Here is a 24,500-nt window from a genome sequence, read left to right on the forward strand (position 1 = left end):
ACAGTGTATCATCAGGACTTGACTCGGCGATCGCCCTTCTCATCACGACTTTAGACTTACACCAAGTACAAAGCCTTCACCGAGTTCTGAATCAGATCGCTCAGGTAAAGCCGATTGAAAATATTACCAATCTGGGTTTTCACCCGCTCAACCGTAATTCCCAAAGATGAGGCGATCTCCTCATAACTCACTTCTTCTGCAATTAACGCCAAAACCTGCAATTCTCCCTCAGTCAAGATCGCCTCAACCGGAGGCGCTTTAACTTTAATCAAGATCTTCTGGGCAATCTTCGGATCGAGATAAAACCAACCCTGATGGGTGAGTTTTATCGCTTCCGTTAACTGCGCCAAAGGAGCATTTTTAAAGCAATAAGACTCAGCCCCTGAAGCTAAAGCAGCAAAAATTTCCTCTTCAACATTGGGATCAATCAACATACAAATTTTGAGATTTGAATTTTCCGAGCTTTCCTGAATTTCTCGAAAATCCTTAACCAACTCCACCCCATCCTTATCCGGCAAACTCATATCCACTAGGGCAACATCTCCCCCAGCAACCGATTGCAGTAAAACCAGCCCGGTTTCTGCATTCGTCGCTTCACTATAAATATCAAGGCCATCTTGAGAACGTAAAGCTGTCCGTAGACTAACTCGCGTTTGCTCTTCATCCTCAATCAGAAATACCTGAATACCATTATGTTCTACTAAAGAAACGCCTTCTTTTTCCTCCTGATATTCTGGCAGATCATTCGGCGCACCGCAGGCCGAAATCGCCGTGATTTCCCCTTCGATAAACGCTGTTGGCACTTCAGTCAGTGTCCCCGTAAACTTCACATCAGCTTTATGAGCATGGGCAATCTGTTCGCGGCTGAGAATCTTGGATTCATCAAAACCGAAATCAATTTCAGTATGCAATCCCTTTTGTTTCACCCGCTTGAGATTATAGAACCGTTTGTTAAGCGTGGTTTTCGCGAAAGCCCAGAGACAGCCTAGGAGATAGCGACGCTTAAATGGATCTTTCTCCCACCAATATTCCCAGCTTTTCCTCAGATAAAAGCGAGCATAATTGCGTAACACTCCCTTGAGTAATTCTTCCCGACTGATGTTGTTCGGCTTCATAATCGGGGTGACAAAATTGTAGTGGGAATAGTCCCGCACTTCCACTTTATCTCCCAAATCTTCAAACAACTCAGAAAATGGCCAAGGGGTAAACATATTCCAGTTCGTCATGTCCGCTTTCCAGTCGCGAGCCATGCGATAGGTTTCTTCAATTGTCTCTAGGGTTTCATTTTCCAGTCCCATGATGTACTGGACTTCAGCGACTATGCCATTTTCTCTTAACAGGCGCACCGCCTTTTTATTATCCTCAATGGTTGTTTCCTTGCGGAAAATATTCAAATTCAATTGGGCGGCGGCTTCAGTTCCCAAGGAGACATGAACTAATCCGGCTTTGCGGTAGAGGGGCAATTCTTTCTCGTCTCGCAGAATATCGGTTACCCGCGTATTGATTCCCCAATGAACGGGCAAATTGCGCTCAATGAGTTCGTTACACAAGGCTAAAAAACGAGGTTTGGTAATAGTTGGTTCTTCATCTGCGAGAATAAAAAAGCCCACCTTGTATTCTTTGACCAAGTGTTCAATTTCATCCACAAATAATTTGGGACTGCGAGCGCGATATTTACGCCAGAACTTCCACTGAGAGCAGAAACGACAGCGAAAGGGACAACCCCGCGCAAAGTTAGGAACGGCAACGCGAACATTGAGAGGGGTGTAGATATATTTTTCCCAGTTAAGTAGACTCCAGTCTGGGCTTAAGTCATCTAGGTTTTTCAGGGGAGGATGGGCTGGGGTTGCCACAACTTTGCCGTCTTCGAGGAAAGCCAAACCGAGGATATCGCGGCGATCGCGTTTATCTGTCCCGTTGGCGATCGCCCGCAGCAAATTCACCGTAATTTCTTCCCCTTCTCCTCGGATAATATAATCCACCCAAGGCGCTTCATTCAGAACCTCACTGTACATAAATGTTGGGTGAACTCCCCCCATCACAGTCGTGGCATTGGGGCAAACTTCCTTCACCATTTGTAAGGTTCTCTGCGATTGATAGATCATCGGTGTAATTGCTGTTGCCAGCACCACATCCGGCTGATTTTTTGCAATGATTTGGGCTAAGACATCATCAGGGATATAATCCGTCATCGCATCAACAAAGCGGATGTTCTCAAACCCAGCTTTTTTCAATGCTCCACCCACATAAGGAACCCAACTCGGCGGCCAATTTCCCGCAATTTCTGCGCCACCGGAATGATAGTTGGGCTGAATCATCATAATTTTCACGATCTACCTCCTGGTTACTAAATATCACTAAAATCCGTTTAAACTGTCCTGGAAAATCCAGCTATTTTGCGTTTTCGGGTACGAGCATCAAAGATAGAAGCAATATTTCTGATCAGCAATCTACCGGTTGGGGTAACCTCAATTTTATGCCCATTCAACCGAACCAATCCATCCGCTTCTAGTGAACGCAGCTCCTCAATTTCCCTGGCAAAATATTCATCCAACTCTAGATCGAAATGCAAGTGATATTTTTCTTCGATCGTATTTTTGCAAAGCTCAAATTGGCACATCAACTCCATAATCACTGCCCTGCGGATGATGTCATCTTGAGAAAGGCGAACTCCTTTTTCAATAGGCAAGATCCCCCCATCAATTGCTCGATAGTAATCTTTTAACTTCTTATGATTCTGAATATAGACATCTTCAAGCATACTAATGGAAGTCATGCCAAAAGCAAATAAATCTGATTCTGGTTTAGTTGTGTATCCCTGAAAATTTCTGTGCAGTTGTCCGGCTTTCTGAGCTTGGGTTAATTCATCATTAGGCTTGGCAAAATGATCCATGCCAATGAATACATAGCCTCCCTCCGTCAATTCTTCAATAGTCATTTGAAAAATATCCAGCTTTTCCGATGGCTCAGGCAGAGCATCCAAGGGGATTTTTTTCTGAATCGGTTTCATCCAAGGAACATAGGCAAAGTTGAAGATGGCAATCCGATCGGGATCGAGTTTTATGGTTTTATCAACAGTATTCTTAAACGTTTCTAGATTTTGAAAAGGCAGTCCATAAATCAGATCGACATTCACACTTTCAAATTCTGCTTCTCGAATCCAACTCATGACATCAAAGAGCATGGATTCGGGTTGCACCCGATTGATAGCTTCTTGAACTTGAGGGTTAAAATCCTGGATGCCAAAACTGATCCGGTTGAAGCCTAAGCTTCTTAAAAAGAAGATCCCATTCCTATCGATATATCGAGGATTGATTTCTATGGAAATTTCAGCCTCTTTATCGAAATTAAAATGCTGCTGGAATTGCTCCCACAAAAACTCAAGCTGATTGAAATTCAAATAGTTAGGTGTTCCTCCTCCCCAGTGGAGCTGATTGACTGTTCTTTTGGGTGAAATCAGGGAAGATACCTGAGCAATATTCTGGGCAACGCGGTTCAAATAAGGATCGGCAATTTTTCGGTTTTTGGTGATTAGAGTATTGCAACCACAAAAATAACATGCACTTTCGCAAAAGGGGATATGACAGTAGAGAGAAATGGGTGTTTTTTTGTGGTTACCAACGGCGACACTCGTTCTAAAATCTAGATCGCTAAAATCAGCTTTGAGTTCTGTAGCGGGAGGATAACTGGTATATCGGGGTAGGGGTTTATCGTATTTTTTGAGTAAATTTGAGTCGAATTTTACGGTTGCTGTTTGTGGCATAATTTTTATGACCTTAATAATCTTGTCTTTGGGGATTTACATGAGGTTACTGTCAGGATCTAGGCATCAAATACAGGGATAGTTAAGGGACTTGAAGCAAAATAGAGCAGCTTATACAAGGGCAAGTCCCTTACCTATCTGGCTGACATCAATGCCTAACAAAAATGCTTATTCGGCGGATGCGACTAACTCAACGGAACTGTTGCCGGGTGTCCTTTCGGTACTGCCGGGTTTATCCTGTCGGGTGATCAAATCGAATACATGGTCACCAATCGCCTCTTTCACGGCTGGTTCGAGTTCGTGGAAAACATTGCGGTTGAGTCGAAAAGCTAAGTTAGCTTCATCAACAATTTGTTGAGCCAAGGTATCATTAACCGGTAGTTCATTCAGAGCATCGCGGTACTTAGCCTTAAATTCCCTTCTGGCTTCAACAGTTGCAATTTGATCGAATTCATGGAGTCCAGTCCCCTTATCTGGGGGCAAATTCAAGGCTGAACGGACAATATTTCTCAGCGCTTGACCGCCCGAAAGATCTCCCATGTAGCGAACATAACAATGGGCAACGAGGAGGGCGGGTTCAGTGTTGGCGACTTCATGGATACGGTTAACGTAATTTTGACCTTCCGGCGAAGGGGAGATCAGGGCTTTCCAGTTTTCCCCATAGTAGAATTCCAGATCTTCCTCTAATTTGGCTTGGCGCTCTAGTTCGGGGAAATAAATCGGGGCGATCGCCGGATGATCTTTGTGGCGCTGCATTTCTTCTTCGAGGGCACTGTAGAGGAAATACAAATCTGCGGTTAACAGGCGGAAAGGCTCCCGTTCCACAATCCCTTTGAGAAAACACTTCATAAAGGCCGTATTTTCAGCCATAGTATGGGATTCTTTCGTTCCTTCCCGCAGTTGACTGGCTAGATTACTACTCATGGTTCGTATCTCTTAAAAGTAAACTACTTTTTTGCTGAGTTTTGATAATTCAATTACTGTATAGCGATAGATCTCTTTCAGCAAGACAAGCGTATTAAAACTTAACAAATAGCTACCCGGTAGAATGACGAGGGCCAAGCGATGTACTCAAATAACCCCTAATTATCCTGGCTTAGAAGCCTCTTCCTTAAGTAGGGTCACCACCCGACGCAACACCCCATTAATAAACCGATATTCCTGTTCGCCACTGTAGCGTTTAGCTAACTCCACCGCTTCATTAATCGCAATCCGTTCATTCAGGTTAATGTACAAAATTTCTGCCACTGCAATGCGAAGAATATCCTGATCGATACGCGCAATTCGCTCCAACTGCCAATTCACCATCGCCTTCGAGAGCAGGGAATCCAACTCCTGACGGTTTTGACTCACGCGAGAGAGCAACTCTAGGGCATAATCTTGAACCGACTTTTGATCCCGACATTGATGGAGAATTTCCGGGAATTCCAGGGCACTTCCTAAACGATTAATCGCCGTCTGGGTCAATTCGATCGCCTCTTTGACCATCGCCCTAGAGCTGGCAATATTAGGCGCTACCGTTTCACTATCCAAAAGGCGATCGTTTCCCCGTTGCAACTGGGCCGATGCCATCTCTAAAGACTCGACCGCCTCAGCTTGCAACGTCTTCACCGCAGCTAACATCATACCTTCAAGATTTTGGGTATCTTTTCCCCGATAATGAGAAACCTGGGAAAGACTGAGCAAAGCAAGCTCACGAGCGATTTGGCGGGGTTGCATAATCCTTAATAGCCAAAGATTGGCCTTCTAACACTACTCAACTTCAGAAGATTCCTCAAGGGTCAAAGAAACCGCTAGGCCGAGTTTTTCACCTGGATTCTCTATTGACTGAGAATTCTTCCGATCCTCTAGTGTATATCCTGATTGGCCATTCGCAGGAGCAAGTAATCCCGCCGTAGGGTTAACAATACCAGCCGAGACCACGACCTTAAAGGCATCCTCAATGGAAATCGCTAAATTGATTACATCTTTTTCCCGCACGATCGCATACCATCCTGTAGTAGGGTTCGGCGTTGTGGGAATAAACACATTAATCATCGGCTCGGAAAACTTAGAGCGTAACTCTGGACTCACCGGCCCGGTTACAAACCCCATCGACCATAACCCCTCACGGGGATATTCCACTAACACCACTCGCCGAAACTTATCCTTAGAATCTTTGAGGAGGGTTTCTAACAATTGCTTTAAGGTCTTATAAACGGAACCGGCCAAGGGAATCGCTTGTACAATGCGCTCTCCCACATCCAACAACCAGCGGCCAACAATATTCCGAGCCATCAGACCAATAATGAGAATACTCAGTAAGGGCACAGCTAGGCCCACCAGCAGGTTGAGAAGATTGACCAAAATCGGATGCAGTCCATCAAAGGGATTCACCTGTTTGGGAATCCGAGTTAAGACATTGACGACCCAACTGGCAATAGTAATCGTTAGCCAGATTGTGGTTGCCAATGGAATCACCACCAGCAACCCAGCAATCAAATCATTCTTCAAATCTTGCTTCAAGCGTTGGAACACAAAGATTCTCTACTCTTGGTTAAACGGGTTATGGGGCAAGAAGATTGCATATTTCCCTATTCTAGAGAATAAATTGTTTCCTCGCTTCTTCCTCTAAGATTTCAAACTCAGAGATGATCCCCACTATTGGCTATCTTAAAACACTTTGCGGGTAATCTGGGCCAGAGCTAAGGAATTGATGGCTATTGACATGGGGAGCCACTTAGGGGAAGCAAGGAAGAATTATTCATTGACTTTGACTTCTTCGGGTTCTAGGGTGACCTTTTCGACTGGAGGATGAGCAGAATTCTCTACTGGTTTTAGAGTCTGAGGGTCTAACTCAGGAACTGGTAAATACTGCATTTCCCAGGTTTTCAATAAAATCAGATATTCATAAAAGGCCTGGAGGGTACACCAAGCTAAACCCGGTGAACCGTCCCAACATCCGCCTAAAACAAAATACATATAGAAGAATCTTACAATGGGTCGAAAGGGCAGACGCAAGGACAAATCTTTGAGCGCTCGTCTTCTGGCGACTTCAGTTTTGCCAAAGACTAACTCGGCCCAATTGACCTTGCCCTTTTCCAGTTGACGGATGGTTTCGGCCGCTTCATCGGTGGAATAGCGGTTATGTTTTTCGATCCAACGACTCAGCCCTTTACTACAGGTATAGTGGGGATAGGTTTCTTTGAGAAATCCTGTGGGGCCATCACAGACTTCTCGTTCCGTATGGCCATAATCGCTAAACCACACTCGATCTGGGCGAAGTAAACGCAATTGATACCGAGGATACTGGGTACTGTGACGAATCCAACGATTCATGAACATGACTCGCTCGGCCACATAATAGCCTACTTTTTCGGCTGATTTAATCGTTTCTAAGCACTCGTTAAATAGCTCTGGGGTCATGCGCTCGTCGGCTTCGAGGATGTAAATCCAAGGATGTTTAGCGGGGACTTCTTGGAGCATCCAAGTGCGTTGACGGCCGTGACTTTCAAATTTATGGCCAACGACGCGGACAGGATAACGTTGGGCAATTTCGACGGTGCGATCGCTACTGAGAGAGTCTACCACAATCACATCATCACAGAGGAGGGCGGACTCAATACAAGGGCCAATATCGAGTTCTTCGTTATAGGTGAGAATATAAATAGAGAACATTTGCAGTCCATCACAGTGACAACTTCAGGGGCATGGGGCGTAAAAAACCGATCGCTCCCTCCTATACATTTCTAGGTATCGGCGATCGGTCAAAACAGAAGCTTTTTACTGGCGGCGTTTTTTCCTTTTTCCACCACCTCCGAGTTGCATACCGGTTAAACCCACGCCTAGATAGCCAACAGCTAACAACGCTCCGTTAATTGATTGAGACATAGATTTTACCGTGGTCACTTGGGCCATGTCTTCCCGTTGGGCTTTTTCTTGCTCAATTTGACTTCTGGCCCGTTGGGGTAGAGCGCTCACTTGTTGCTCGATGAAGCTATCGATCTCACCGGGATTACTCTTAAACTGTTCAAGTAATTTAGCTTGTTCCTCTGGTGCTTCTGAGAGAGCTTGTTGGAACTGCTCCTCATTGCTAATTAAGGTATTAATCTGAGTTTTAAACTCTGCGCGACGCTGCTCCAAACCGGCTTGAAATTGAGGATTAGTCAATTGCGCGTCTAATTGTTCTTCCGCCTGTTGCGCTTGGGCTTCCAAATTTCGCAGGGCGCGATTACGACTGCGAACCGTATCGACACTATGGAGAGGAACCACCAAAAGATACACGATCCCTAAAATCAGAGAGACTAACACAGCAATTGACCGTAACATCCCTTGTTTAGAACCGCTTGTCCCCTCTGAGTCTTTGATCCAAATTCCACCCAACAGGAGAGCGACTCCAACCAAAGGAATCACACCTCGGTCAATAAGCTGACTGGTAAAGTTCAGTCTCCATTGAGGACTCAGAAGGTTGGGCGGAATAGCAATAATCAGAATATCAATAATAAACGAGACAATCATCACTAAGCCTACCAGTTGCAGTGACCGGGAGGCTAGGGGAGAGATAGGGTTGCTACTTGCTTTCATATTAAATGGTTATGTTTTGCGATCGGAGTTGAGAGACCCTTGAAGATGCCCTGAAGTCATTGGACTAGGATGACCAGAACCAGGATAGCATCGAAAACCGATGAACTGGCAAAAATGGGTGCAGTCTAGGGTCTAGATTAGCGTGCTAGTTATATTACAGTTTAATTGAGCGTTATTGTATTAATTATCCTCACAGGGTTCAGGTATCTCATGATTTCTAGTTTTACTCCAATTTTGACAAACGTCTATTATGCGATCGCTCTCTTAATATTTGGACTCGGTTTCTGGGGACAACCCACCCTCGCTCGCACCTTTTCTCCCTTGTGGATGGCTCAAGAAGACAGCCCTAATGAGTCTCTTGAAGAGGCGCAAAAGTATAATCAGCAAGGAATTGAGCTGATGAGATTAGGCGACTATGCTGAAGCAGTAGAGGCATTTCAACAGGCGTTAGAGATTTATCCCAATTCGGAGAAAATTTATTCTAATCTGGGTATTGCCTTGGGCCATGATAGCCGATTTGAGGAAGCCGCCAGTGCCTTTGAGGAGGCTTTGAAGATTAATCCCCAGAATTGGGAGACCTATAATAATTTGGGCATTGCCCTAGGAAGCCAGGAGAAGTACGATCAAGCCCTGGCAGCTTTTCAAGAGGCCATTAATCTTAATCCCGACGCTCCCATGTCCTACCATAATTCAGCCGTAGCCTATATCAAACAAGAGCAATGGCAAGAGGCGATTACTTTCCTAGAAGCTGCCCAAGAGCGCTATGCTAACTTAGGCCAAACTGAGGTTGTTGAGTTAATCGATCGGGTTTTATCCGATTTGCGCGAGAAAATTGAACCTTCATCCAATTAAAAAATCCGCTATGGGGAGGGCAAAACCCTATGCCTCTCTCCCGTAGGAGAGAGGGTTGAGGGAGAGGGGCATACACCACTCAAGCCAGGAAGACTAATCTAAATCAGCAGAAGAGCGACGGCGGCGACGGCGACGGGTTTCTAGAATTCCCTCACCCATATCATGATCCTCAGCATCCATCAGATCATTTTCTTCTTCCTCGGAAGCCTGGGAACTCAGCTCTTGCTCCCCACTCGGAGCCATCCATCCCCAATTTCCTTCCACTTTAGCCACCTCATCCTTATCCAAATTTGGGGTGACCTCCTCCCGATCTTCCAGATTATCCTCCTCCATTACGCTTAAATTCTCAGGATCATGGGCATCAACTGAATTAACCTGAACAATCGTAGATTTGGGATTTTTGCTCTCTCCATCCGGTAACAAAACCAGGGGAGAAATACCCATCAAAGCATAGATATCTTGCTCTTCCGAGGTCATGGAAACCGTGACTACCTCTGGAGGGACATCTAAGGAGCGAGTCCCTAAACGTTTACGCGGGCCGCTCGGTTTCTCCCAATAGTCTTTGCGAGTAGAAAAGCCCGTATCCGAGCGGACGGGGCGCGTTCCTTCTTGGAGAGCTGTTCCCGAAAAATCCGCCCCACTGCGATAGGCCGGCTCAGGATAGCCATATCCCCCCTGATCTTTGGCATCAGGGCGACGGCGGCGGGTACGCCGGAGCGTCGCATCCTCATCCACTCCAAAGCTTTCTGGCAAGTCATCCATACCCGCAGCGCTACGCAGGGACGAGGGTTCAGTATAACTAGGACTGGGATCGACACTCGGAGCGAAATCGTTAACCAACTCTGGCTTAACCATCGGATTTTCTGGGAGTCGCACTTCTGGGGTGGGTATTTCCCGCCCCACTACCGGATAGGAGCGATCCTGTAGAGCTGTAGGCGGGTCTTCTGTTTCCCCTGGCAGGGCGGCCAAATGGCCTAAACCATTACAGGTTTTACAGGTATGGCCAAACAGCTCATAGATATTTTGTCCCTGGCGTTTACGGGTTAACTCCACCAAACCCAACTCTGACAGTTGAGCCACTTGGGGGCGAGCCTTATCCGATAAAAGGGCTTCTTCAAAATGTTGTAGTACCCTTAACTGGTCTTTGCGGGAGTCCATGTCAATAAAATCGACAATAATCACTCCGGCAATATTGCGTAGACGCAATTGGCGGGCGATTTCTGTAGCTGCTTCGCAGTTTGTCCACAGCACCGTTTCACGGGCAGTTGCCGAACTGGTAAAGGAGCCAGAGTTCACATCGATCACCGTTAGGGCTTCCGTTGGCTCAATAATGACATAGCCTCCAGAAGGCAAATCTACCCTCGGTTTCAGGGCTTCTCGAATGGCCGCATTCACCCGAAAATATTCCAAAATTGAGGTTTTTTCCCGGTGATGGTCTATGAGGATACCCGGCGGAGTCTTGCCGCCATTCCAGTTAATGATTTGTTGTTTTACCCGCTTGAGACCGGTATGGGAGTCTACCACAATGCGATTCACATCATTGGTATACATATCCCGGAGAACGCGGACAATAAAATCATCATCTCGACCCAATAGGGCGGGGGGCGCGGCCGAACTGGCTTCGGCTAAAATGGATTCCCAACGGGTGAGCAATTCTTCGAGATCTTCCATGATCGCTTCTTCTGCCATGGCTTGGGCTTCGGTACGCACCAGTAAACCCATGCCAGCCGGTTTAACTAAAATAGCTAGGGCACGCAGGCGCGATCGCTCCTGAGAACCGGTAATTCGCCGAGATAGATTCACCCCTCTGCCATAGGGCATCAGCACCAGATAGCGACCGGGTAGGGTAATATTCCCCGTTAACCGGGGCCCCTTAGAACCCGTAGGCTCTTTCATGACCTGTACCAGCACCTTTTGTTGGGGAACCAGTAGCTCCGTAATCGTTCCCGAACCTCGTTTAAGCCTGAGAGGGCCCAGATCCGTTACATGAATAAATCCATTTCTTTGAGCATCGCCAATATTCACAAAGGCCGCATCAATACCGGGTAAGACGTTCTCTACGCTACCGAGGTAAATGTCTCCAACTTGATGACTTCCTGTGGCGACTACGAGTTCTTGGATTTGGTCTTCCTCAAAAACAGCAGCTAATCTATGCTGCTCGGCGATAATAATTTGCTTTGGCATCCAATTTCCTCAAATTATCCATGTCAGTAAATAAGTAAGCAGCTTACGCATTAAACTTGTCTCGTTGGTGTTCTGGGTTCCTCACCGCCAGCCGATCTCAGGGGAAAAGAGCATTACCCCGGTTTACTGCACAACCGACGAGCATGTTTCTTCTAATTTAGCCTGAACAATCGGTCATGGGACTGAAACACAATACCCCATTGCTTTAGGGATTCTCCGCCCCTTATGTTCGATCTCCAAAAACTGTGACCCGATCATGAGGTCATAAATAGCTATTGTACCAAACTTTGGGTCATGGTGAATGGGGGAGTGGGGGAATGGGGGAGTGGGGGGATGGGGGAGTGGGGGAATTGTTAATTGTTAATTGTTAATTGTTAATTCATCCCCTGTACCACAAACCCCGCCCAATAATAGGGATCGTCAAACGGAGTATCCAGAGCAAGAGCATAGGACTGGGATAAACGATGCTTCAGCTCGTTCAACCGGGTTTCATTGTCCCCATAGCGCTCTTGCAGATAGTCTAATAGTTGTTTTTTGTACCGATTCTCTAACTCCTTACCCGTTAAACTGCGTAATTCCCATTGCGCATCCTGGAGGGCGGTAGAGCGAGGTAAACCGGAATTTCGCTTTTCGTAATATAAAATCGCTAACAAGGCGCTTCCCAGGTCAGATACTGCCCACTGAGTGGTGATTACTGCCCTGGCTCCAGCACAGAGGAAACCCGCCCCTAGGGTCAGGGGGTCATCGGAGAAGTTGGGCATGGTAAAATTGACTTCACAGCAGGAGGTGAAAATATCGTCTACATTGGGCATCCGCCAGCCGGGAGTGAGCAGCAAGCCGAGGGTGAGATCGCCACCAGCGAGGACGAGCCGGGAGTTGAGGGGGTTTTGCCAGTCGTAGGCGGCGTGGTGGCTGCTGTGCAGGCGACCCACGGTTTGCAGCAAGGTTTTATACTCCTCCACCGTCGCTTGTTTGCCCCGCAGGTAGCGAGAGGCAGGCACGTTGTAGGTTTGGGCAATGGTTTCGCACTCGAAGGGGGTAAAGGGCAAATCTTCGGTGGCATCGGCGACAATGCCTAGGGCTGGCTCTTTCAGGGGTGGGCGCTCTTGGCAATATTGTAAAATGCGGCAAGAGGGAATCAGGCGAATGCGGAATTGATCGCCGAGGTAGCGTGTCGCGGTTTGGCTGTGGGTGGCAGTTTTGGGCGTTCCTCCGGGTTTTCTGCTCTCTTCTGGGAGTGCCTGGGGTTGCAGGTGGGAGGTAGGTGCAGATAGGGGAAGCGCTGCGAAAGGAATTTGATGCAGCACATATTGAGGAACGATAATTAGTTCTTGGATATCTTGGAGATGGGTTTGGATTAAGTCCTGGAAGTTGAGGCGCTGGCTGAGTTCATGGAGGAGTTCAACCATGTTATCGCGCCATTGGGAGTTGTTGTTATAGATATAGTTACGGTAAGGAATTGTCCAGTTTTCGATTAACCAACGCTGCAAGTTCTGAAATCCTTGTTCTGGGCAACGGTGGCATTGGGTGGGTTTATCCTTGTAGAGGATAAAGATAAACGTATCCTCATTGGTGGTGTAGAAACTGAGCAGAGCGGTAGTAGCATCCGGGAGCAACTTCTGCATCTCGGTTAAGCTCAGGGGAGCGACTTCCTTAGAGTCGGCTAAGACGGGATCTTTACGGCGCAGTGCTTGCCAAACCTGTTGTTTTTCCACTTCTAAGGCTTCGATATCCTGGACAAATGTCTCGAAGGTTTTGCGAGTGGTGGCAACGGTTTTGTTATCGTTGGGGTTTTGCGGACGTTGGCGTTTCTCGTTGATTTCCCGTTGCAAGGCTTCGTAGCGCTCCAGTAAGTCTTGCACCTCTTGGGGAATATTGCCCCCTTGATAGAGGTCGTTACTATGCATTAAGTCTACCAGATGTTTGGAGCGGCTGCGGTCTGCATACTCCAAGGCTTGGCCGTATTGCTTCAGGTTGACATGGGCTTGGATAATATTGGCGTAGACTTCCCTAGAGTTTGCCATGATTTCTTGGCGGCGATCGTCTGTGGTTGTCCAAGCGCGACTTTGTTCGACGGCTTCGATGGCAGTTGCATAGCCTTCAATAGCAAGGTTCCAATTGCCTTCTTTGAAGCCAAGATTGCCTAAATTTTTTGCAGGTTTTAGACAATCTAAGGGCAAGGAGTTCGGCAGGAAAACGGTTAAACAAGAGCGCAGACATGCCACTGCTTTTTGAAGATTCTCTTGCTCAAGATAAACATAAGCGAGATTTTCTTGCGTCATGGCGTAATCTTGGGGAAATTTGTCCGGTGTGTAGAACTGGAGGGCGTTGTCGTAAGCTGCGATCGCCTTGTCTAAATTCTCCCCTTTCTCCCGAATTGAGGCAAGCTCTTGGTAGGCAACCCCCAGATTATTTTGCGTGGTGGCGTACTGTTGGGGATATTTGTCCCGTGTGCGGAACTGGAGGGCGTTGTCGTAAGCCGCGATCGCCTTGTCTAAATTCTCCCCCTTCTCCCGAATTGAGGCAAGCTCTTGGTAGGCAGTCCCCAGATTATTTTGCGTGGTGGCGTACTGTTGGGGATATTTATCAGGTGTGTAGAACTGGAGGGCGTTGTGGTAAGCTGCGATCGCCCTGTCTAAATTCTCCCCTTTCTCCCGAATTGAGGCAAGATCTTGGTAGGCATTCCCCAGATTATTTTGCGTGGTGGCGTACTGTTGGGGATATTTATCAGGTGTGCGGAACTGGAGGGCGTTGTCGTAAGCTGCGATCGCCCTCTCTAAATTCTCCCCCTTCTCCCGAATTGAGGCAAGATCTTGGTAGGCAATCCCCAGATTATTTTGCGTGGTGGCGTACTGTTGGGGAAATTTGTCCGGTGTGCGGAACTTCAGGGCGTTGTGGTAAGCTGCGATCGCCTTGTCTAAATTCTCCCCCTTCTCCCGAATTGAGGCAAGCTCTTGGTAGGCAGCCCCCAGATTATTTTGCGTGGTGGCGTACTGTTGGGGAAATTTGTCCCGTGTGCGGAACTGGAGGGCGTTGTGGTAAGCGGCGATCGCCTTGTCTAAATTCTCCCCCTTCTCCCGAATTGAGGCAAGATCTTGGTAGGCAGTCCCCAGATTATTTTGCGTGGTGGCGTACTGTTGGGGATATTTGTCCGGTGTGAAGAACTGGAGGGCGTTGTCGTAAGCCGCGATCGCCCTCTCTAAATTCTCCCCCTTCTCCCGAATTGAGGCAAGCTCTCGGTAGGCAGTCCCCAGATTATTTTGCGTTTGCGCCCACAGTTCCGGGTTATCCTCCAAGCGATCCAACATCCACTGATACCCAGCAATGGCAATCTCCTTATTCGTTTGCAGATCTCCCAAAGGAAAATCACTAATCTCAATACTGATATTCCCCACCAGCCCTACCATAGTCGTTTCTGCTTCTGGCTGTTCTGCCTCTGGCTGTGCTGCAATAAATTGGTTCGCCACCCCCTGCAACATCCCCGCAAACGCTCCATCCAGCAGATGCTGATGGGTTGCCAGCAGTGCTTGCGTCTGTTCCGAGTTGCCTGTCCCTTCTGCTTGTACTAATCCCGCGATAAACTGACGATACTCTTCTGGAGTGTGGCGCTGTTCCCTACTCTCTCCCCCAAACACCTGCTCCAAAAACTGCACCAACCACCGCGCCGTCTGTTCCTGTCCCTTCTCCATCAACTGCTGCGCCGCACTCATCCCCACCTGCAACAACCCCTCATCCACCAGCGCTGCATTCTCGCGCAAAATCCGCCCCTCGTCTCCCTGCTCGCACTGCAACAGTTGGTTCAGCAGGTTCACATACTCTCTAATCCGTTGTTCATCCATTGTTCCACCCTCCCATTTCAACCATTATATCCATCCCCCTAGGGGTGAGATCCCCCTAAATCCCCCTTAAATAAGGGGGACTTCTGCTGCCCCCCCTTTTTTAAGGGGGGGTTGGGGGGGATCAAAACATTTTCATCCCACGATCCCGTAGGGGCAGGTTTCACCCAGATTTTGGACACCCAACCCTCAACTCTGTGAACCTGCCCCCACCACCGTATAGCGGCGATAAAATCCTTGCCATTCCACCGTTTGCAAGGTCTCCCAAACCTCCACCATTTGCGCTCCGGTTAATTCGGGTATCTCCTCCTCTCCAAAACCCGAAAACGGCCAACCTTCGCGTAACACGATCGCCAAAAATTCCGCCTCTCCCACATTAAATGTCATATCCTGATAGTCAGCATTAACTCTGGGTATCCACTCCACCGACTTCGAGACGTCATACTGCTTGGAAAATGCCCCAGAAGGACAGAGGGAATAACTGCCATCTTTTTCCCGGAATAACAACAGCAAATACCCCGGAACCGGGACTTGCAATTGCAATTGATATCCCTGATTCACTTGTAATTCTTGGGGCGAATTATTCGCTCTACCCACAGCAATACAACGATCTTCCTGGTTGGGAACTATCTCCAACCATCCAGGTTTTGCGGCCACTTGCTTCTGTTGCTGCAACTTCCCAAACGCCCACCGAGGAAAGGCTTTATCCCACAGCCAATCATAACAGACTTTCCAGGGGCCAACATCGGACTCACTCGGCGCACCAGTTTTTTTGTGCTTCAAATCGTCAAGGTTAACCCCATCAAGTTCCATTTGTTGGCCAAATGTGGTTTTGATTTTTTCGACCACTTCCTGAATAGTCTTGTTGATGTTACTCAGAGCAGAACTGCTGTTTAAGTCCTTTTCGATCTTAACTTTAATGGCTAGATGTTGCTCGTTCACATTATCCGGATGCCACCGATACCAGAAGCAAAGTTTCTGTACTTCGCTATTGCGATTATGGTTGAAAATCTGCTGCCTCATGTGCAAAATGAATTGGTCTTGCAGGGGCTGCGGTTGAGAATTGACCATGGTTTTTCCCTACCATGCTTTACTGATTCTTCTACTCTAGCATATGTTGTTAGTAAGTGACAGATTTTTTTGAATTTTATTTTGTTTTATTTGCCTATATTTTGGTTTATTTTTGTTGATTTATGCGGGTCTTGGGCGGTGCATTACGCTGTCGCTTTTCATGTCCGCTTGCGGAAACGCACCCTACGAGGTTTGTTTACGGGATTTATATCGATTTATTTTTTCCATATTTTATCGCCATTTTCAGAGGAGAAATAGGGGGCTAAAACGGGAGTATGAACTTGGGAGATTAAGGATTATGAGTTCTCAAGAACGACAACGACAACGACAAGTTTTGATTCTGATTTCGGAGTTTGTGCTGCCGAATATGGTTGGGTTCATCCTAAATCCTTCTTTGGGGTTTATCATGAGCGCGATCGTTGTGTTGTATCATATTTGGAAAACCTGGGATGACTGATCCCCCTAAATCCCCCTTTTTAAGGGGGACTTAAAAACCCCCTTCTCCTGCGGGAGAAGGGGGTAGGGGGATGAGGGGCAACCTCTATATTACTCATCCAATAAAATCAACTGTTTGCGGTGAGTATGACGCACAGAAAACTCTCCAGAAGCAGAACTAATAAACTCAAACAGATAAACTACATCCATGGGACGGAGTAGGGTTCCGTCGTTGCGACAACTGCCGAGATAACGAATATGGGCTAAACCGTCAGCAGAAATGGATTCTAATTCTAGTTCAAATAGTTGCTCTCGCAGGTTGATTTTTTTGGGTTTGCCCGATTTGGTTCTGCCTTCTTTAATGATTTCTTGGCGGTCTAAAATGGCCTGAATCCAGTCTTGCCATTGTTCAGAAATGACGGCTATGGAAGAGTCTAGGGCGATCTGATATTCGGCTTTTTCTAATCGTTGGGCGCTGCTTTTCCCTTTTAAGGGGACTTCTTGGGCTTCGTAAAGGGGACATTCGGCGGGCAGTTGGGCGCGAAGACGTTGTAAAAATTCTTCTGGTGGGACGGGCTGGGTGAGTTCAAAATCGACTAATTCGCCACTGCTGGTGATGCCTAATGAGAGGGCGCTGGCAACCATGATCCGGGGGCTGGGATGATATCCTCCACTATAGGCAACGGGTAAGGCAGCGCGACGGACTGCCCGGTCGAGGAGTCGCAGCCAGTCTAGGTGACTAATTTGCCCCATTTCTTCTTGTTTGCCCCATTTGACTCGCAGGCGTTGGACGGGTTGGACTTTGGTGTTGTCGTGAGTTTCTAGTTTGGGAATGGGGGGCGGGGTGATGATGATGTTATGGCCGAAGTCGGTTCCACAGACTCCGCAGTGGGAACAAGTGTCAAAGGAGCAGTCGGGGACAGTGGTTTCTTGGAGGGCGCGTTTAAGGTCTTCTTTGAGCCAGGTTTTGCTGATTCCGGTGTCGATGTGATCCCAGGGGAGGGGTTGATCTATAAGGGACTCGGAGGATGAAAGATGGTTAGGGAGGGCGTGCCAGGTTCCTTCGGTAATTTGCCGGTATTTCCAGGTGAGTCCGGCTTCGTCAATGGCTTGTTCCCAAGCATTATAGGCGGTATGGAGGCTTTCCCACCAAGCATCCATGCCTGCGCCGCGCTTCCAGGCTGCTAGGATAACGGGGCCGAGTTGGCGATCGCCTCTTGAAAGGAAGTCTTCCATGGCGGATAATCGAATATCGGTAAAGTTGGCCTTGACTCCCCGCATTTGCCGAAACTGTTCCTGAAGCAGTTTCTGCTTGCGCTCAAATTCTGCTGTAGATACGCTATGCCATTGAAAGGGGGTATGGGGTTTGGGGGTAAAGTTGGAGATGGTGAGGGTAACGCCTAGGCGCTTTCGACCGCGAGTATAACATTCTTGCTGGAGCCAATGGACGGTTTCGGCAATGCCTAATACATCTGCATCGGTTTCTCCGGGTAAGCCAATCATAAAGTAAAGTTTGACTCGATCCCATCCTTGGTCATAGGCACTTTTTACGCCGCGCAGGAGTTCTTCATTGGTTAAGCCTTTGTTAATAATGTCGCGCATCCGTTGGGTTCCGGCTTCGGGGGCAAAGGTGAGGGAGCTTTTGCGCGTGCCCCCGACAATGTTACCAATGTTTTCATCAAACCGGTCTACCCGTTGACTGGGGAGGGAGAGGGCGATTTTTTGGTCTTGAAGTCGGTTTCTGAGTTCTAAACCGACGGCAGGGAGGGCGAGATAGTCGGAGCAACTGAGGGAGAGCAGGGAAATTTCATTATAACCGGTGGCTTGAATGTTGTCGGCGATCGCCTCGATCACCTCCTCTGGGTCAACATCCCGCGCTGGACGGGTGAGCATTCCTGGCTGGCAAAACCGGCATCCTCTGGTGCATCCGCGCCGAATTTCTAGGGTTAAACGGTCGTGGATGGTTTCAATATAGGGCACAAGGGCGACGGAATAGGCGAGCATGGGGGGCGCTGTTCGTCGTAAAATGCGATCGGGCACATCGTCACGCAGGGGAACGATAGAGCCATCTGCTGTGGGTTGATAAAATTGAGGTACATAGACTCCGGGAATTTGGGCCAAATCCAAGAGTAAATCCCCACGACTTAAGTTATGATTTAAGCCTTCTTCCACAATTAAGCCAATTTCTGGCAGCAATTCCTCCCCATCTCCAAGAGCCATAAAATCAAAAAATTGGGCGTAGGGTTCGGGGTTGGAGGTAGCCGTTTGTCCACCGGCAAAAATGAGGGGAAAGTTGCCCTCTTGGCGCTCTTCCCAGGTGAGGGGAATACCGGCGAGATCGAGCATTTCTAGGATATTGGTAGCGCCAAGTTCGTAGCTGAGACTAAAGCCAATGATATCAAAGTCTTGCAGAGGGCGGCGGGATTCAAGGGCAAATAGGGGAGTTTGGGTTTCCCGCAGTTTAGCGCTCATATCTGGGCCGGGTAAATAGGTGCGATCGCACAGTTGACGCGGCTGGGCATTAATAATATTGTATAGAATCTGATGCCCCAAATTGGATGAGCCTAATTCATATAGTTCTGGATAACTCAACACCCAATGGACTTGAGTCTCTGACCAAGATTTATAAGCTGCCCCTAATTCCTTACCGATATAGCGAGCGGGTTTATGGATATCGGGGGTCAATAATGGGTCAAGTGCAATAACCATAAGGTCACCTCTCGTCTAGCCAGGGTACAAATCTCTAGGATACCCTATCGGTTTTCCCTCTTGCCTCTTGCCTTTTGCCTCCCCCCATTCCCTTTCTTATAAGTATCATTACTTTAACCAATCGATCACATACATTGTCCCAACCATCTATCCTGACGTGATCCCCAGGATTGGGTGATCGATGTCACTTGATTTTCGCTAATTCGATCACATCTGAGCCTAGCTATTGACAGTTAACTAGAAGTATACCCAGAAAGTGAGGTTCAATTATGATGCCCACCAGTTTAATCCGTCGGTTGGTAGAGCAGATCCTCTACTTAAAACGGCTTACCCCGGAATTGGAAAATGCCATTAATGCAGAGTTAACGCGCTTAGGCCATATTTCTGATGTGGACTATGAGGCCCTAGAATTGTTGATGACCGAAATGGATGAAGGGCGTATTCAATTGGTTTCTAACCCCTAGGGTTCTGATTCTGGGTTTTGATTAAGGTTCCAGAGGCGATCGATAAAGGATCGTAACTGTTGATTCTGTTCGCTCCCCTTAGAGTTAGCGGGGTGCATTGGCCCGAATTGGGCGATGATAGGAATTACATCGGTGTCTAAGGCCGGATGAAAGGCATTGAGAGGCCATAAGAGATCTGGGCCCTGACGTAAATCATAATAAACGGGCAAGTCCGGTGAGAGTGAGGGGTGTTGATTGGCCAACTCCACCAGCATTAAGGGACGTACCCAAGCCAAGCTTCTAGCGGTAACAATTTGAATCACTTCACTATAGAGGCGATCGCCGTTAACCTCTAAGTACACAATTTGACAAGGCTGGATGTTGCTCAGGTTCTCCATGGTCGAAGATTACCGAATCATCAATCACCAGTTATTTGATCTAGATTCTTAGTATAGTCGTCGTCGATCGATTTAACCAAAATTACTCCTCATCCCATCTCTTCTGGCGATCGCTCCCTCAACCAAGCTATCATTAACACAGCTCTGGTCGCCTATCCAGGAGATCCAATCATGCCTTATATGACAGTAAAAGACTTAGAAAAAGTACAAGCCACTCTCGAACAATCGGGTGAAGATTACCGGATAGAACTTGAAGATGGAAAAATCATTGTTATGGGGCCTTCAGATATTGTTTCTAGTGAAATAACGATTCTATTTTCTAGCTTACTCGCAACTTGGGCTTATCCTCGGCGTTTAGGGCGAGTCTTTGATTCCTCTGGCGGTTTTATTCTACCCAATCACGACCTGAAAGCACCCGATGTTTCCTTTGTGCGGGCTGCACGACTGAAAACCACCCCTCGTTATTTCGGCGATTTGGTTCCCGATTTGGTCGTGGAAATTAAATCTCAGAGCGATCGCATAAAATCCCTAGAAGAGAAACTGCAACTTTTCCTCAGTCTGGGAAGTACCATCGGCCTGCTGATCGATCCTGACTTACAAACGGTAACTCTTTATCGACCCAATGCTGAACCCATTGTTTTACGCGGTGAACAAGAACTAACGATTCCCGAACTCTTACCCGGTTGGTCTATAAAAATTAACGAAATCTGGCCCCCTGTGTTTACCGATGAATAGAACAGCGATCGCCTGTAGCAACATGACATCTAATACGATAAGATTGGTGTAAATCCCCATACCCATTGCCTTATTTAAGGTTTAATTTTATACTGTTTACTAAGCCATTGAGCCAAAAATCACAGATCGGAACAGAGAATGCTATAATTTCACTTTGGGTAGACAAGAGAGTGCTGTATCAAGCAAATCAGGCTTCTTGACATATAACCTATAGAACGAAACTGCTTTCCTTTGATCCCTTACCAGAGGTGTAAAGCTATGTCTGTGGAAACCATTGAAAAACGGTCAACAACCCGTAAAATAGCCCCTCGTTATCGGGTGCTACTCCATAATGACGACTTCAACAGCATGGAATATGTCGTCGAAACTTTGCTAAAAACAGTATCGAGCTTAACTCAGCCCCAGGCGGTCAGTATTATGATGGAAGCTCATAATAGTGGCATAGCCTTGGTGATTACCTGCGCTCAGGAACATGCTGAGTTTTACAGTGAAACTCTGAATAATCACGGGCTGATCAGTACCATTGAACCAGAGGAATAAGACCTCTAACCGAATGAGGAAGGTACAGCAAGCACAAGCAGTTCAAAGGATTATCCTATTTTTGGTGGTGCTGCTCTGTGTTTGGTTACCCATCGCTTTGCCCATTTATCTCTGGGTGGCAGACCCCAATTGGCAAAGTATTTTAGCCATGGGCATCTTATACATAGAGTTCCTGTTACTGGTTTATGTCTGGTCTCACTGGGTTGACCCCATTCCCCATCTCTTCAAATATTATGGGGTAAGGTTAACCCAAGTAAACCGCTTAGAGTGTTTAGCGGGTTTGTGTATTGCGGTGGCGGGACTTTTGGGCTTATTTACGATAGAAGAAGGGCTGGGTTGGGTGACTTGGAGGCAATCGCCCCTATTCCTACCTCAAGTGATTCTAGAAGCCTCTCTAGTGGGTTTTGGAGTCGGTTGTGCAGAAGAGCTGTTTTTTCGTGGATGGCTCCTCAGTGAGCTGCAACGGGACTATTCCCCTCAATCCTCAGCTTGGATCAATAGCCTCACTTTTGCTGTTCTCCACTTTATTAAACCCCTAGGGGAAATTCTGCGAACCTGGGTTCAGTTTCCGGGTTTAGTGCTTTTAGGTTTAACTCTGGTTTGGGCAAAGTACGCAACCTATGGACGCTTGGGGTTATCCATTGGTCTGCATACGGGGTTAGTGGCCACATTTTATGTCCTCAATGTGGGTCAACTGGTTGAGTATACGCAAAGTGTTCCTCCTTGGGTCACTGGCATTGATCAAAATCCCCTAGCGGGTATGATGGGGATATTATTTCTCAGTGGGATTGGCTTTTGGCTCAGAAGGCGATCGCTGACAGTTCTAAACCCCTAAAATCCTTGATAAACTAGGCATCCTTACCGGGTAAACTCGAATATTATGAACACCCTTCTCCTTGAGTCTCACCCTTGTATCCTGGTGATTGAGAGTGATACTAATTTAGCGGAAAAAATGAGTCTAGACTTACAAGAGTCGGGTTACGATCCAGTGGTGGCGAGCGATCCAAAACTCTCTGTAGCTCAAGTGGATCGGATTAAACCGGATTTAATTATTATTGATCGCATGTTGGTGGGGGATTCTGGATTAAGTATTTGTGAGAAAATTAGGGGTCAGGGAATTGTTGCCCCAATTTTAATGTTAATGGCTAAAGATACGGTGGAAGACCGGGTAGCTTGTTTAGAGTCGGGAGCTGATGATTATTTTATTAAACCCTATCGGACAGAGGAATTTTTAGAACGATTACGACTCTATCTCAAAGCCGATCCGGAGAATCATGAACAGTTGCGCTTTAGTGACTTAATTTTGGATCTCGGTACTCGTAAAGCCTTTCGGGATGGACGAGCGATCGAGTTAACGATGAAGGAGTTTGAACTGCTCAAGTGTTTGATGGAACATCCCCGTGATGTCTTAACCCGCGAACAAATTTTAGAGCAAGTTTGGGGATATGACTTTATGGGGGAATCCAATGTGATTGAGGTTTATATCCGCTACTTACGACTGAAGATTGAACATGAGGGTGAAAAGCGTCTGATTCAGACGGTGCGAGGAGTTGGCTATGTTTTGCGGGAACCTTGAGATGGTAAAGAAGAAAGAAATGATAAAATTTTCCTCTACTATGCGGTATATTTCCATCCCCCTTTCATGTCCGCTTGCGGAAAATCCCCCTTGGAAAAGGGGACTTTTATTGCCCCCCTTTTCTAAGGGGGGTTGGGGAGATCAAAACCCATCTCAAAAGAGGGGTAATTTGGCTCTCTTAGGATTGGGTTTATTCTTGAGTCTGGGAATGATGGGATGTGCTGGATCTCCCCCTCCTCCTGATGCTGCTGATCTCATCGCTCAGGAGAGTGCCAAGGGACAGCAATTAGAAGTGTCGGCACGAGTGGCAATTTCTGGAGAAATGATTGAATTAGAAGTGGCTCGGACTCCGGATCAACAGGCTTTAGGATTGATGTATCGACCCCAATTACCGGATAATCGGGGGATGTTATTTCCTTTTCCTAATCCGAGGGTAGTCACTTTTTGGATGAAAAATGTGCCGGTTCCCTTAGATATGATCTTTTTGCTCGATGGAGAAGTAAAGGCGATCGCCCCTTCTGTTCCCCCTTGTACCACCTCTTCTTGTCCCGTTTATGGCCCAGATAAACCGGTGAATCAAGTGATAGAATTGCGTTCTGGACGTGCAGCCGAGTTAGGGCTACAAGTGGGCGATAAACTGGAGATTCGTTTTTTGGATTAGGGAGAACTCAAACCCTGGATGCTCTTTCCAGATCCCTTGCTGCTTAAGGGGTTTCGCTATTTTAGCCTCCAATCTCTAGGGCAGAGAGTTGATCCCTACCAACACAACGGGTTTAAAATCTGTACAAGCCTTTACAAAACCTTAAAGATTTGATAGGCTAAAAAACTTGAAGCATAATAAAGTTATTGCTAATCTCCTCAAGATCGAGTAAAACAGGTTAACCTGCGATTCAGAGAGCCTTAAGATCTTCTGGAACTTTACATCCTGTTCATCAGACCCTTATTCGGGGTCTACTTGTGATCGAGATCCTCTTTTAAGACGGGAGAAGATCACATCAGGTATTAAATCTCTTGATTTATGCTTGTACAACGGGGACAGAATATAAACTGACTCCCCCACCACCCACTTAACAAACCCTGATTTCAAAATAAGCTTTTAAGACAATGAGGTGAAAAATTTGATTATGTCCCCCGGAAGCTACGCCAAATTAATTCGGTTTTTACAAGATGAGTTATCTATCTCTTCTTCTTCAATCTCTTTAGCGATGAGACAGTGCGAACACGATCCCGGCCCGTTACCCATGGTTTTGTGGCAATATGGCTTAGTGACGTTAGAGCAGCTCGATCAAATTTTTGATTGGCTGGAAACGGCCTAGAGATCGATCCAGGTGTAATCAGACTATGGAGGCTAGAGTTTATCATTTCTCGGAAACGGATTCTAATTAGTGCCTGGAT

21 protein-coding genes are annotated in these 24,500 nt (G+C 47.1%); 9 read left to right on the forward strand and 12 right to left on the reverse strand.

Annotated elements, in window-relative coordinates; all coding sequences use genetic code 11:
* Positions 1 to 56 precede the first annotated feature (56 nt).
* From bchE to hpsJ-B, 7 genes are all read right to left on the reverse strand, one after another.
* Complete coding sequence (bchE, locus tag AC3FZD_RS19595) at positions 57 to 2,330, reverse strand: magnesium-protoporphyrin IX monomethyl ester anaerobic oxidative cyclase (protein WP_488737627.1); 2,274 nt, start codon at positions 2,328 to 2,330, stop codon at positions 57 to 59.
* A 38-nt stretch (positions 2,331 to 2,368) separates the two neighbouring features.
* Positions 2,369 to 3,763, reverse strand: a complete 1,395-nt coding sequence (hemN, locus tag AC3FZD_RS19600; protein ID WP_488737628.1) for an oxygen-independent coproporphyrinogen III oxidase — start codon at positions 3,761 to 3,763, stop codon at positions 2,369 to 2,371.
* A gap of 168 nt (positions 3,764 to 3,931) precedes the next feature.
* Positions 3,932 to 4,687 (reverse strand): biliverdin-producing heme oxygenase, encoded by a 756-nt coding sequence (locus AC3FZD_RS19605; protein ID WP_488737629.1) that lies wholly within the window; start codon positions 4,685 to 4,687, stop codon positions 3,932 to 3,934.
* 162 nt (positions 4,688 to 4,849) lie between these two features.
* Positions 4,850 to 5,482 (reverse strand): transcription antitermination factor NusB, encoded by a 633-nt coding sequence (nusB, locus tag AC3FZD_RS19610; protein WP_488737630.1) that lies wholly within the window; start codon positions 5,480 to 5,482, stop codon positions 4,850 to 4,852.
* A gap of 33 nt (positions 5,483 to 5,515) precedes the next feature.
* The gene (locus tag AC3FZD_RS19615; protein ID WP_488737631.1) at positions 5,516 to 6,280 is read right to left on the reverse strand and encodes a DUF502 domain-containing protein; all 765 of its coding nucleotides are present in this window, start codon (positions 6,278 to 6,280) and stop codon (positions 5,516 to 5,518) included.
* A gap of 222 nt (positions 6,281 to 6,502) precedes the next feature.
* Positions 6,503 to 7,420 (reverse strand): glycosyltransferase family 2 protein, encoded by a 918-nt coding sequence (locus AC3FZD_RS19620; protein WP_488737632.1) that lies wholly within the window; start codon positions 7,418 to 7,420, stop codon positions 6,503 to 6,505.
* A gap of 105 nt (positions 7,421 to 7,525) precedes the next feature.
* Complete coding sequence (gene hpsJ-B / locus AC3FZD_RS19625; protein WP_488737633.1) at positions 7,526 to 8,326, reverse strand: hormogonium polysaccharide biosynthesis protein HpsJ; 801 nt, start codon at positions 8,324 to 8,326, stop codon at positions 7,526 to 7,528.
* Between the two features lie 210 nt (positions 8,327 to 8,536).
* Here hpsJ-B and AC3FZD_RS19630 point away from each other — a divergent pair, with 210 nt between their 5' ends.
* On the forward strand, positions 8,537 to 9,178 hold the full coding sequence (locus tag AC3FZD_RS19630; protein ID WP_488737634.1) for a tetratricopeptide repeat protein: 642 nt from the start codon (positions 8,537 to 8,539) through the stop codon (positions 9,176 to 9,178).
* A 93-nt stretch (positions 9,179 to 9,271) separates the two neighbouring features.
* Here AC3FZD_RS19630 and rne read toward each other — a convergent pair whose 3' ends face one another.
* The 3 genes from rne to AC3FZD_RS19645 all read right to left on the reverse strand — a co-directional run bounded on the left by rne (position 9,272) and on the right by AC3FZD_RS19645 (position 16,269).
* Entirely contained in the window at positions 9,272 to 11,362 is a 2,091-nt protein-coding gene (gene rne, locus AC3FZD_RS19635; RefSeq protein WP_488737635.1) for a ribonuclease E, read from the reverse strand.
* A 374-nt stretch (positions 11,363 to 11,736) separates the two neighbouring features.
* Positions 11,737 to 15,201, reverse strand: coding sequence for a CHAT domain-containing protein (locus AC3FZD_RS19640; protein ID WP_488737636.1), 3,465 nt, complete (start codon positions 15,199 to 15,201; stop codon positions 11,737 to 11,739).
* 186 nt (positions 15,202 to 15,387) lie between these two features.
* Complete coding sequence (locus AC3FZD_RS19645; protein ID WP_488737637.1) at positions 15,388 to 16,269, reverse strand: hypothetical protein; 882 nt, start codon at positions 16,267 to 16,269, stop codon at positions 15,388 to 15,390.
* 298 nt (positions 16,270 to 16,567) lie between these two features.
* On the opposite strand from AC3FZD_RS19645, the gene AC3FZD_RS19650 reads away from it, so the two are divergent.
* On the forward strand, positions 16,568 to 16,726 hold the full coding sequence (locus AC3FZD_RS19650; protein WP_488737638.1) for a hypothetical protein: 159 nt from the start codon (positions 16,568 to 16,570) through the stop codon (positions 16,724 to 16,726).
* 89 nt (positions 16,727 to 16,815) lie between these two features.
* On the opposite strand, the gene AC3FZD_RS19655 is transcribed toward AC3FZD_RS19650, so the two are convergent.
* Positions 16,816 to 19,413 (reverse strand): TIGR03960 family B12-binding radical SAM protein, encoded by a 2,598-nt coding sequence (locus AC3FZD_RS19655; RefSeq protein ID WP_488737639.1) that lies wholly within the window; start codon positions 19,411 to 19,413, stop codon positions 16,816 to 16,818.
* A 269-nt stretch (positions 19,414 to 19,682) separates the two neighbouring features.
* Here AC3FZD_RS19655 and AC3FZD_RS19660 point away from each other — a divergent pair, with 269 nt between their 5' ends.
* Entirely contained in the window at positions 19,683 to 19,877 is a 195-nt protein-coding gene (locus AC3FZD_RS19660; RefSeq protein ID WP_283762142.1) for a hypothetical protein, read from the forward strand.
* Here the strand turns inward: AC3FZD_RS19660 and AC3FZD_RS19665 are convergent.
* Entirely contained in the window at positions 19,874 to 20,254 is a 381-nt protein-coding gene (locus tag AC3FZD_RS19665; RefSeq protein ID WP_488737640.1) for a hypothetical protein, read from the reverse strand. The genes AC3FZD_RS19660 and AC3FZD_RS19665 overlap by 4 nt on opposite strands.
* A 171-nt stretch (positions 20,255 to 20,425) precedes the next feature.
* On the opposite strand from AC3FZD_RS19665, the gene AC3FZD_RS19670 reads away from it, so the two are divergent.
* The 6 genes from AC3FZD_RS19670 to AC3FZD_RS19695 all read left to right on the forward strand — a co-directional run bounded on the left by AC3FZD_RS19670 (position 20,426) and on the right by AC3FZD_RS19695 (position 24,421).
* Positions 20,426 to 20,989 (forward strand): Uma2 family endonuclease, encoded by a 564-nt coding sequence (locus tag AC3FZD_RS19670; RefSeq protein WP_488737641.1) that lies wholly within the window; start codon positions 20,426 to 20,428, stop codon positions 20,987 to 20,989.
* Positions 20,990 to 21,247: 258 nt separating this feature from the next.
* Entirely contained in the window at positions 21,248 to 21,529 is a 282-nt protein-coding gene (gene clpS / locus AC3FZD_RS19675) for an ATP-dependent Clp protease adapter ClpS (protein ID WP_488737642.1), read from the forward strand.
* A 13-nt stretch (positions 21,530 to 21,542) separates the two neighbouring features.
* A complete protein-coding gene (locus AC3FZD_RS19680) occupies positions 21,543 to 22,364 on the forward strand; it encodes a CPBP family intramembrane glutamic endopeptidase (protein WP_488737643.1) in 822 nt (273 codons plus the stop codon).
* A gap of 45 nt (positions 22,365 to 22,409) precedes the next feature.
* A complete protein-coding gene (gene nblR / locus AC3FZD_RS19685) occupies positions 22,410 to 23,105 on the forward strand; it encodes a response regulator transcription factor NblR (RefSeq protein WP_488737644.1) in 696 nt (231 codons plus the stop codon).
* Positions 23,106 to 23,274: 169 nt separating this feature from the next.
* Complete coding sequence (locus AC3FZD_RS19690) at positions 23,275 to 23,766, forward strand: DUF192 domain-containing protein (protein WP_488737645.1); 492 nt, start codon at positions 23,275 to 23,277, stop codon at positions 23,764 to 23,766.
* A gap of 463 nt (positions 23,767 to 24,229) precedes the next feature.
* Positions 24,230 to 24,421: a DUF2949 domain-containing protein gene (locus tag AC3FZD_RS19695; protein WP_271937459.1), complete on the forward strand. Its 192-nt coding sequence runs from the start codon at positions 24,230 to 24,232 to the stop codon at positions 24,419 to 24,421.
* The last annotated feature ends 79 nt before the right edge of the window (positions 24,422 to 24,500 follow it).

The organism is Roseofilum sp. KMC-1, assembly GCF_057802075.1.

Excerpts from the sequence above, each read along its gene's own strand:
- hemN (WP_488737628.1), bottom strand. The coding sequence starts at position 3,763 with ATGCCACAAACAGCAACCGTAAAATTCGACTCAAATTTACTCAAAAAA.
- AC3FZD_RS19605 (WP_488737629.1), bottom strand. The coding sequence starts at position 4,687 with ATGAGTAGTAATCTAGCCAGTCAACTGCGGGAAGGAACGAAAGAATCC.
- nusB (WP_488737630.1), bottom strand. The coding sequence starts at position 5,482 with ATGCAACCCCGCCAAATCGCTCGTGAGCTTGCTTTGCTCAGTCTTTCC.
- AC3FZD_RS19620 (WP_488737632.1), bottom strand. The coding sequence starts at position 7,420 with ATGTTCTCTATTTATATTCTCACCTATAACGAAGAACTCGATATTGGC.
- hpsJ-B (WP_488737633.1), bottom strand. The coding sequence starts at position 8,326 with ATGAAAGCAAGTAGCAACCCTATCTCTCCCCTAGCCTCCCGGTCACTG.
- AC3FZD_RS19630 (WP_488737634.1), top strand. The coding sequence starts at position 8,537 with ATGATTTCTAGTTTTACTCCAATTTTGACAAACGTCTATTATGCGATC.
- rne (WP_488737635.1), bottom strand. The coding sequence starts at position 11,362 with ATGCCAAAGCAAATTATTATCGCCGAGCAGCATAGATTAGCTGCTGTT.
- AC3FZD_RS19640 (WP_488737636.1), bottom strand. The coding sequence starts at position 15,201 with ATGGATGAACAACGGATTAGAGAGTATGTGAACCTGCTGAACCAACTG.
- AC3FZD_RS19645 (WP_488737637.1), bottom strand. The coding sequence starts at position 16,269 with ATGGTCAATTCTCAACCGCAGCCCCTGCAAGACCAATTCATTTTGCAC.
- AC3FZD_RS19650 (WP_488737638.1), top strand. The coding sequence starts at position 16,568 with ATGAGTTCTCAAGAACGACAACGACAACGACAAGTTTTGATTCTGATT.
- AC3FZD_RS19655 (WP_488737639.1), bottom strand. The coding sequence starts at position 19,413 with ATGGTTATTGCACTTGACCCATTATTGACCCCCGATATCCATAAACCC.
- AC3FZD_RS19660 (WP_283762142.1), top strand. The coding sequence starts at position 19,683 with ATGATGCCCACCAGTTTAATCCGTCGGTTGGTAGAGCAGATCCTCTAC.
- AC3FZD_RS19665 (WP_488737640.1), bottom strand. The coding sequence starts at position 20,254 with ATGGAGAACCTGAGCAACATCCAGCCTTGTCAAATTGTGTACTTAGAG.
- AC3FZD_RS19670 (WP_488737641.1), top strand. The coding sequence starts at position 20,426 with ATGCCTTATATGACAGTAAAAGACTTAGAAAAAGTACAAGCCACTCTC.
- clpS (WP_488737642.1), top strand. The coding sequence starts at position 21,248 with ATGTCTGTGGAAACCATTGAAAAACGGTCAACAACCCGTAAAATAGCC.
- AC3FZD_RS19680 (WP_488737643.1), top strand. The coding sequence starts at position 21,543 with ATGAGGAAGGTACAGCAAGCACAAGCAGTTCAAAGGATTATCCTATTT.
- nblR (WP_488737644.1), top strand. The coding sequence starts at position 22,410 with ATGAACACCCTTCTCCTTGAGTCTCACCCTTGTATCCTGGTGATTGAG.
- AC3FZD_RS19695 (WP_271937459.1), top strand. The coding sequence starts at position 24,230 with ATGTCCCCCGGAAGCTACGCCAAATTAATTCGGTTTTTACAAGATGAG.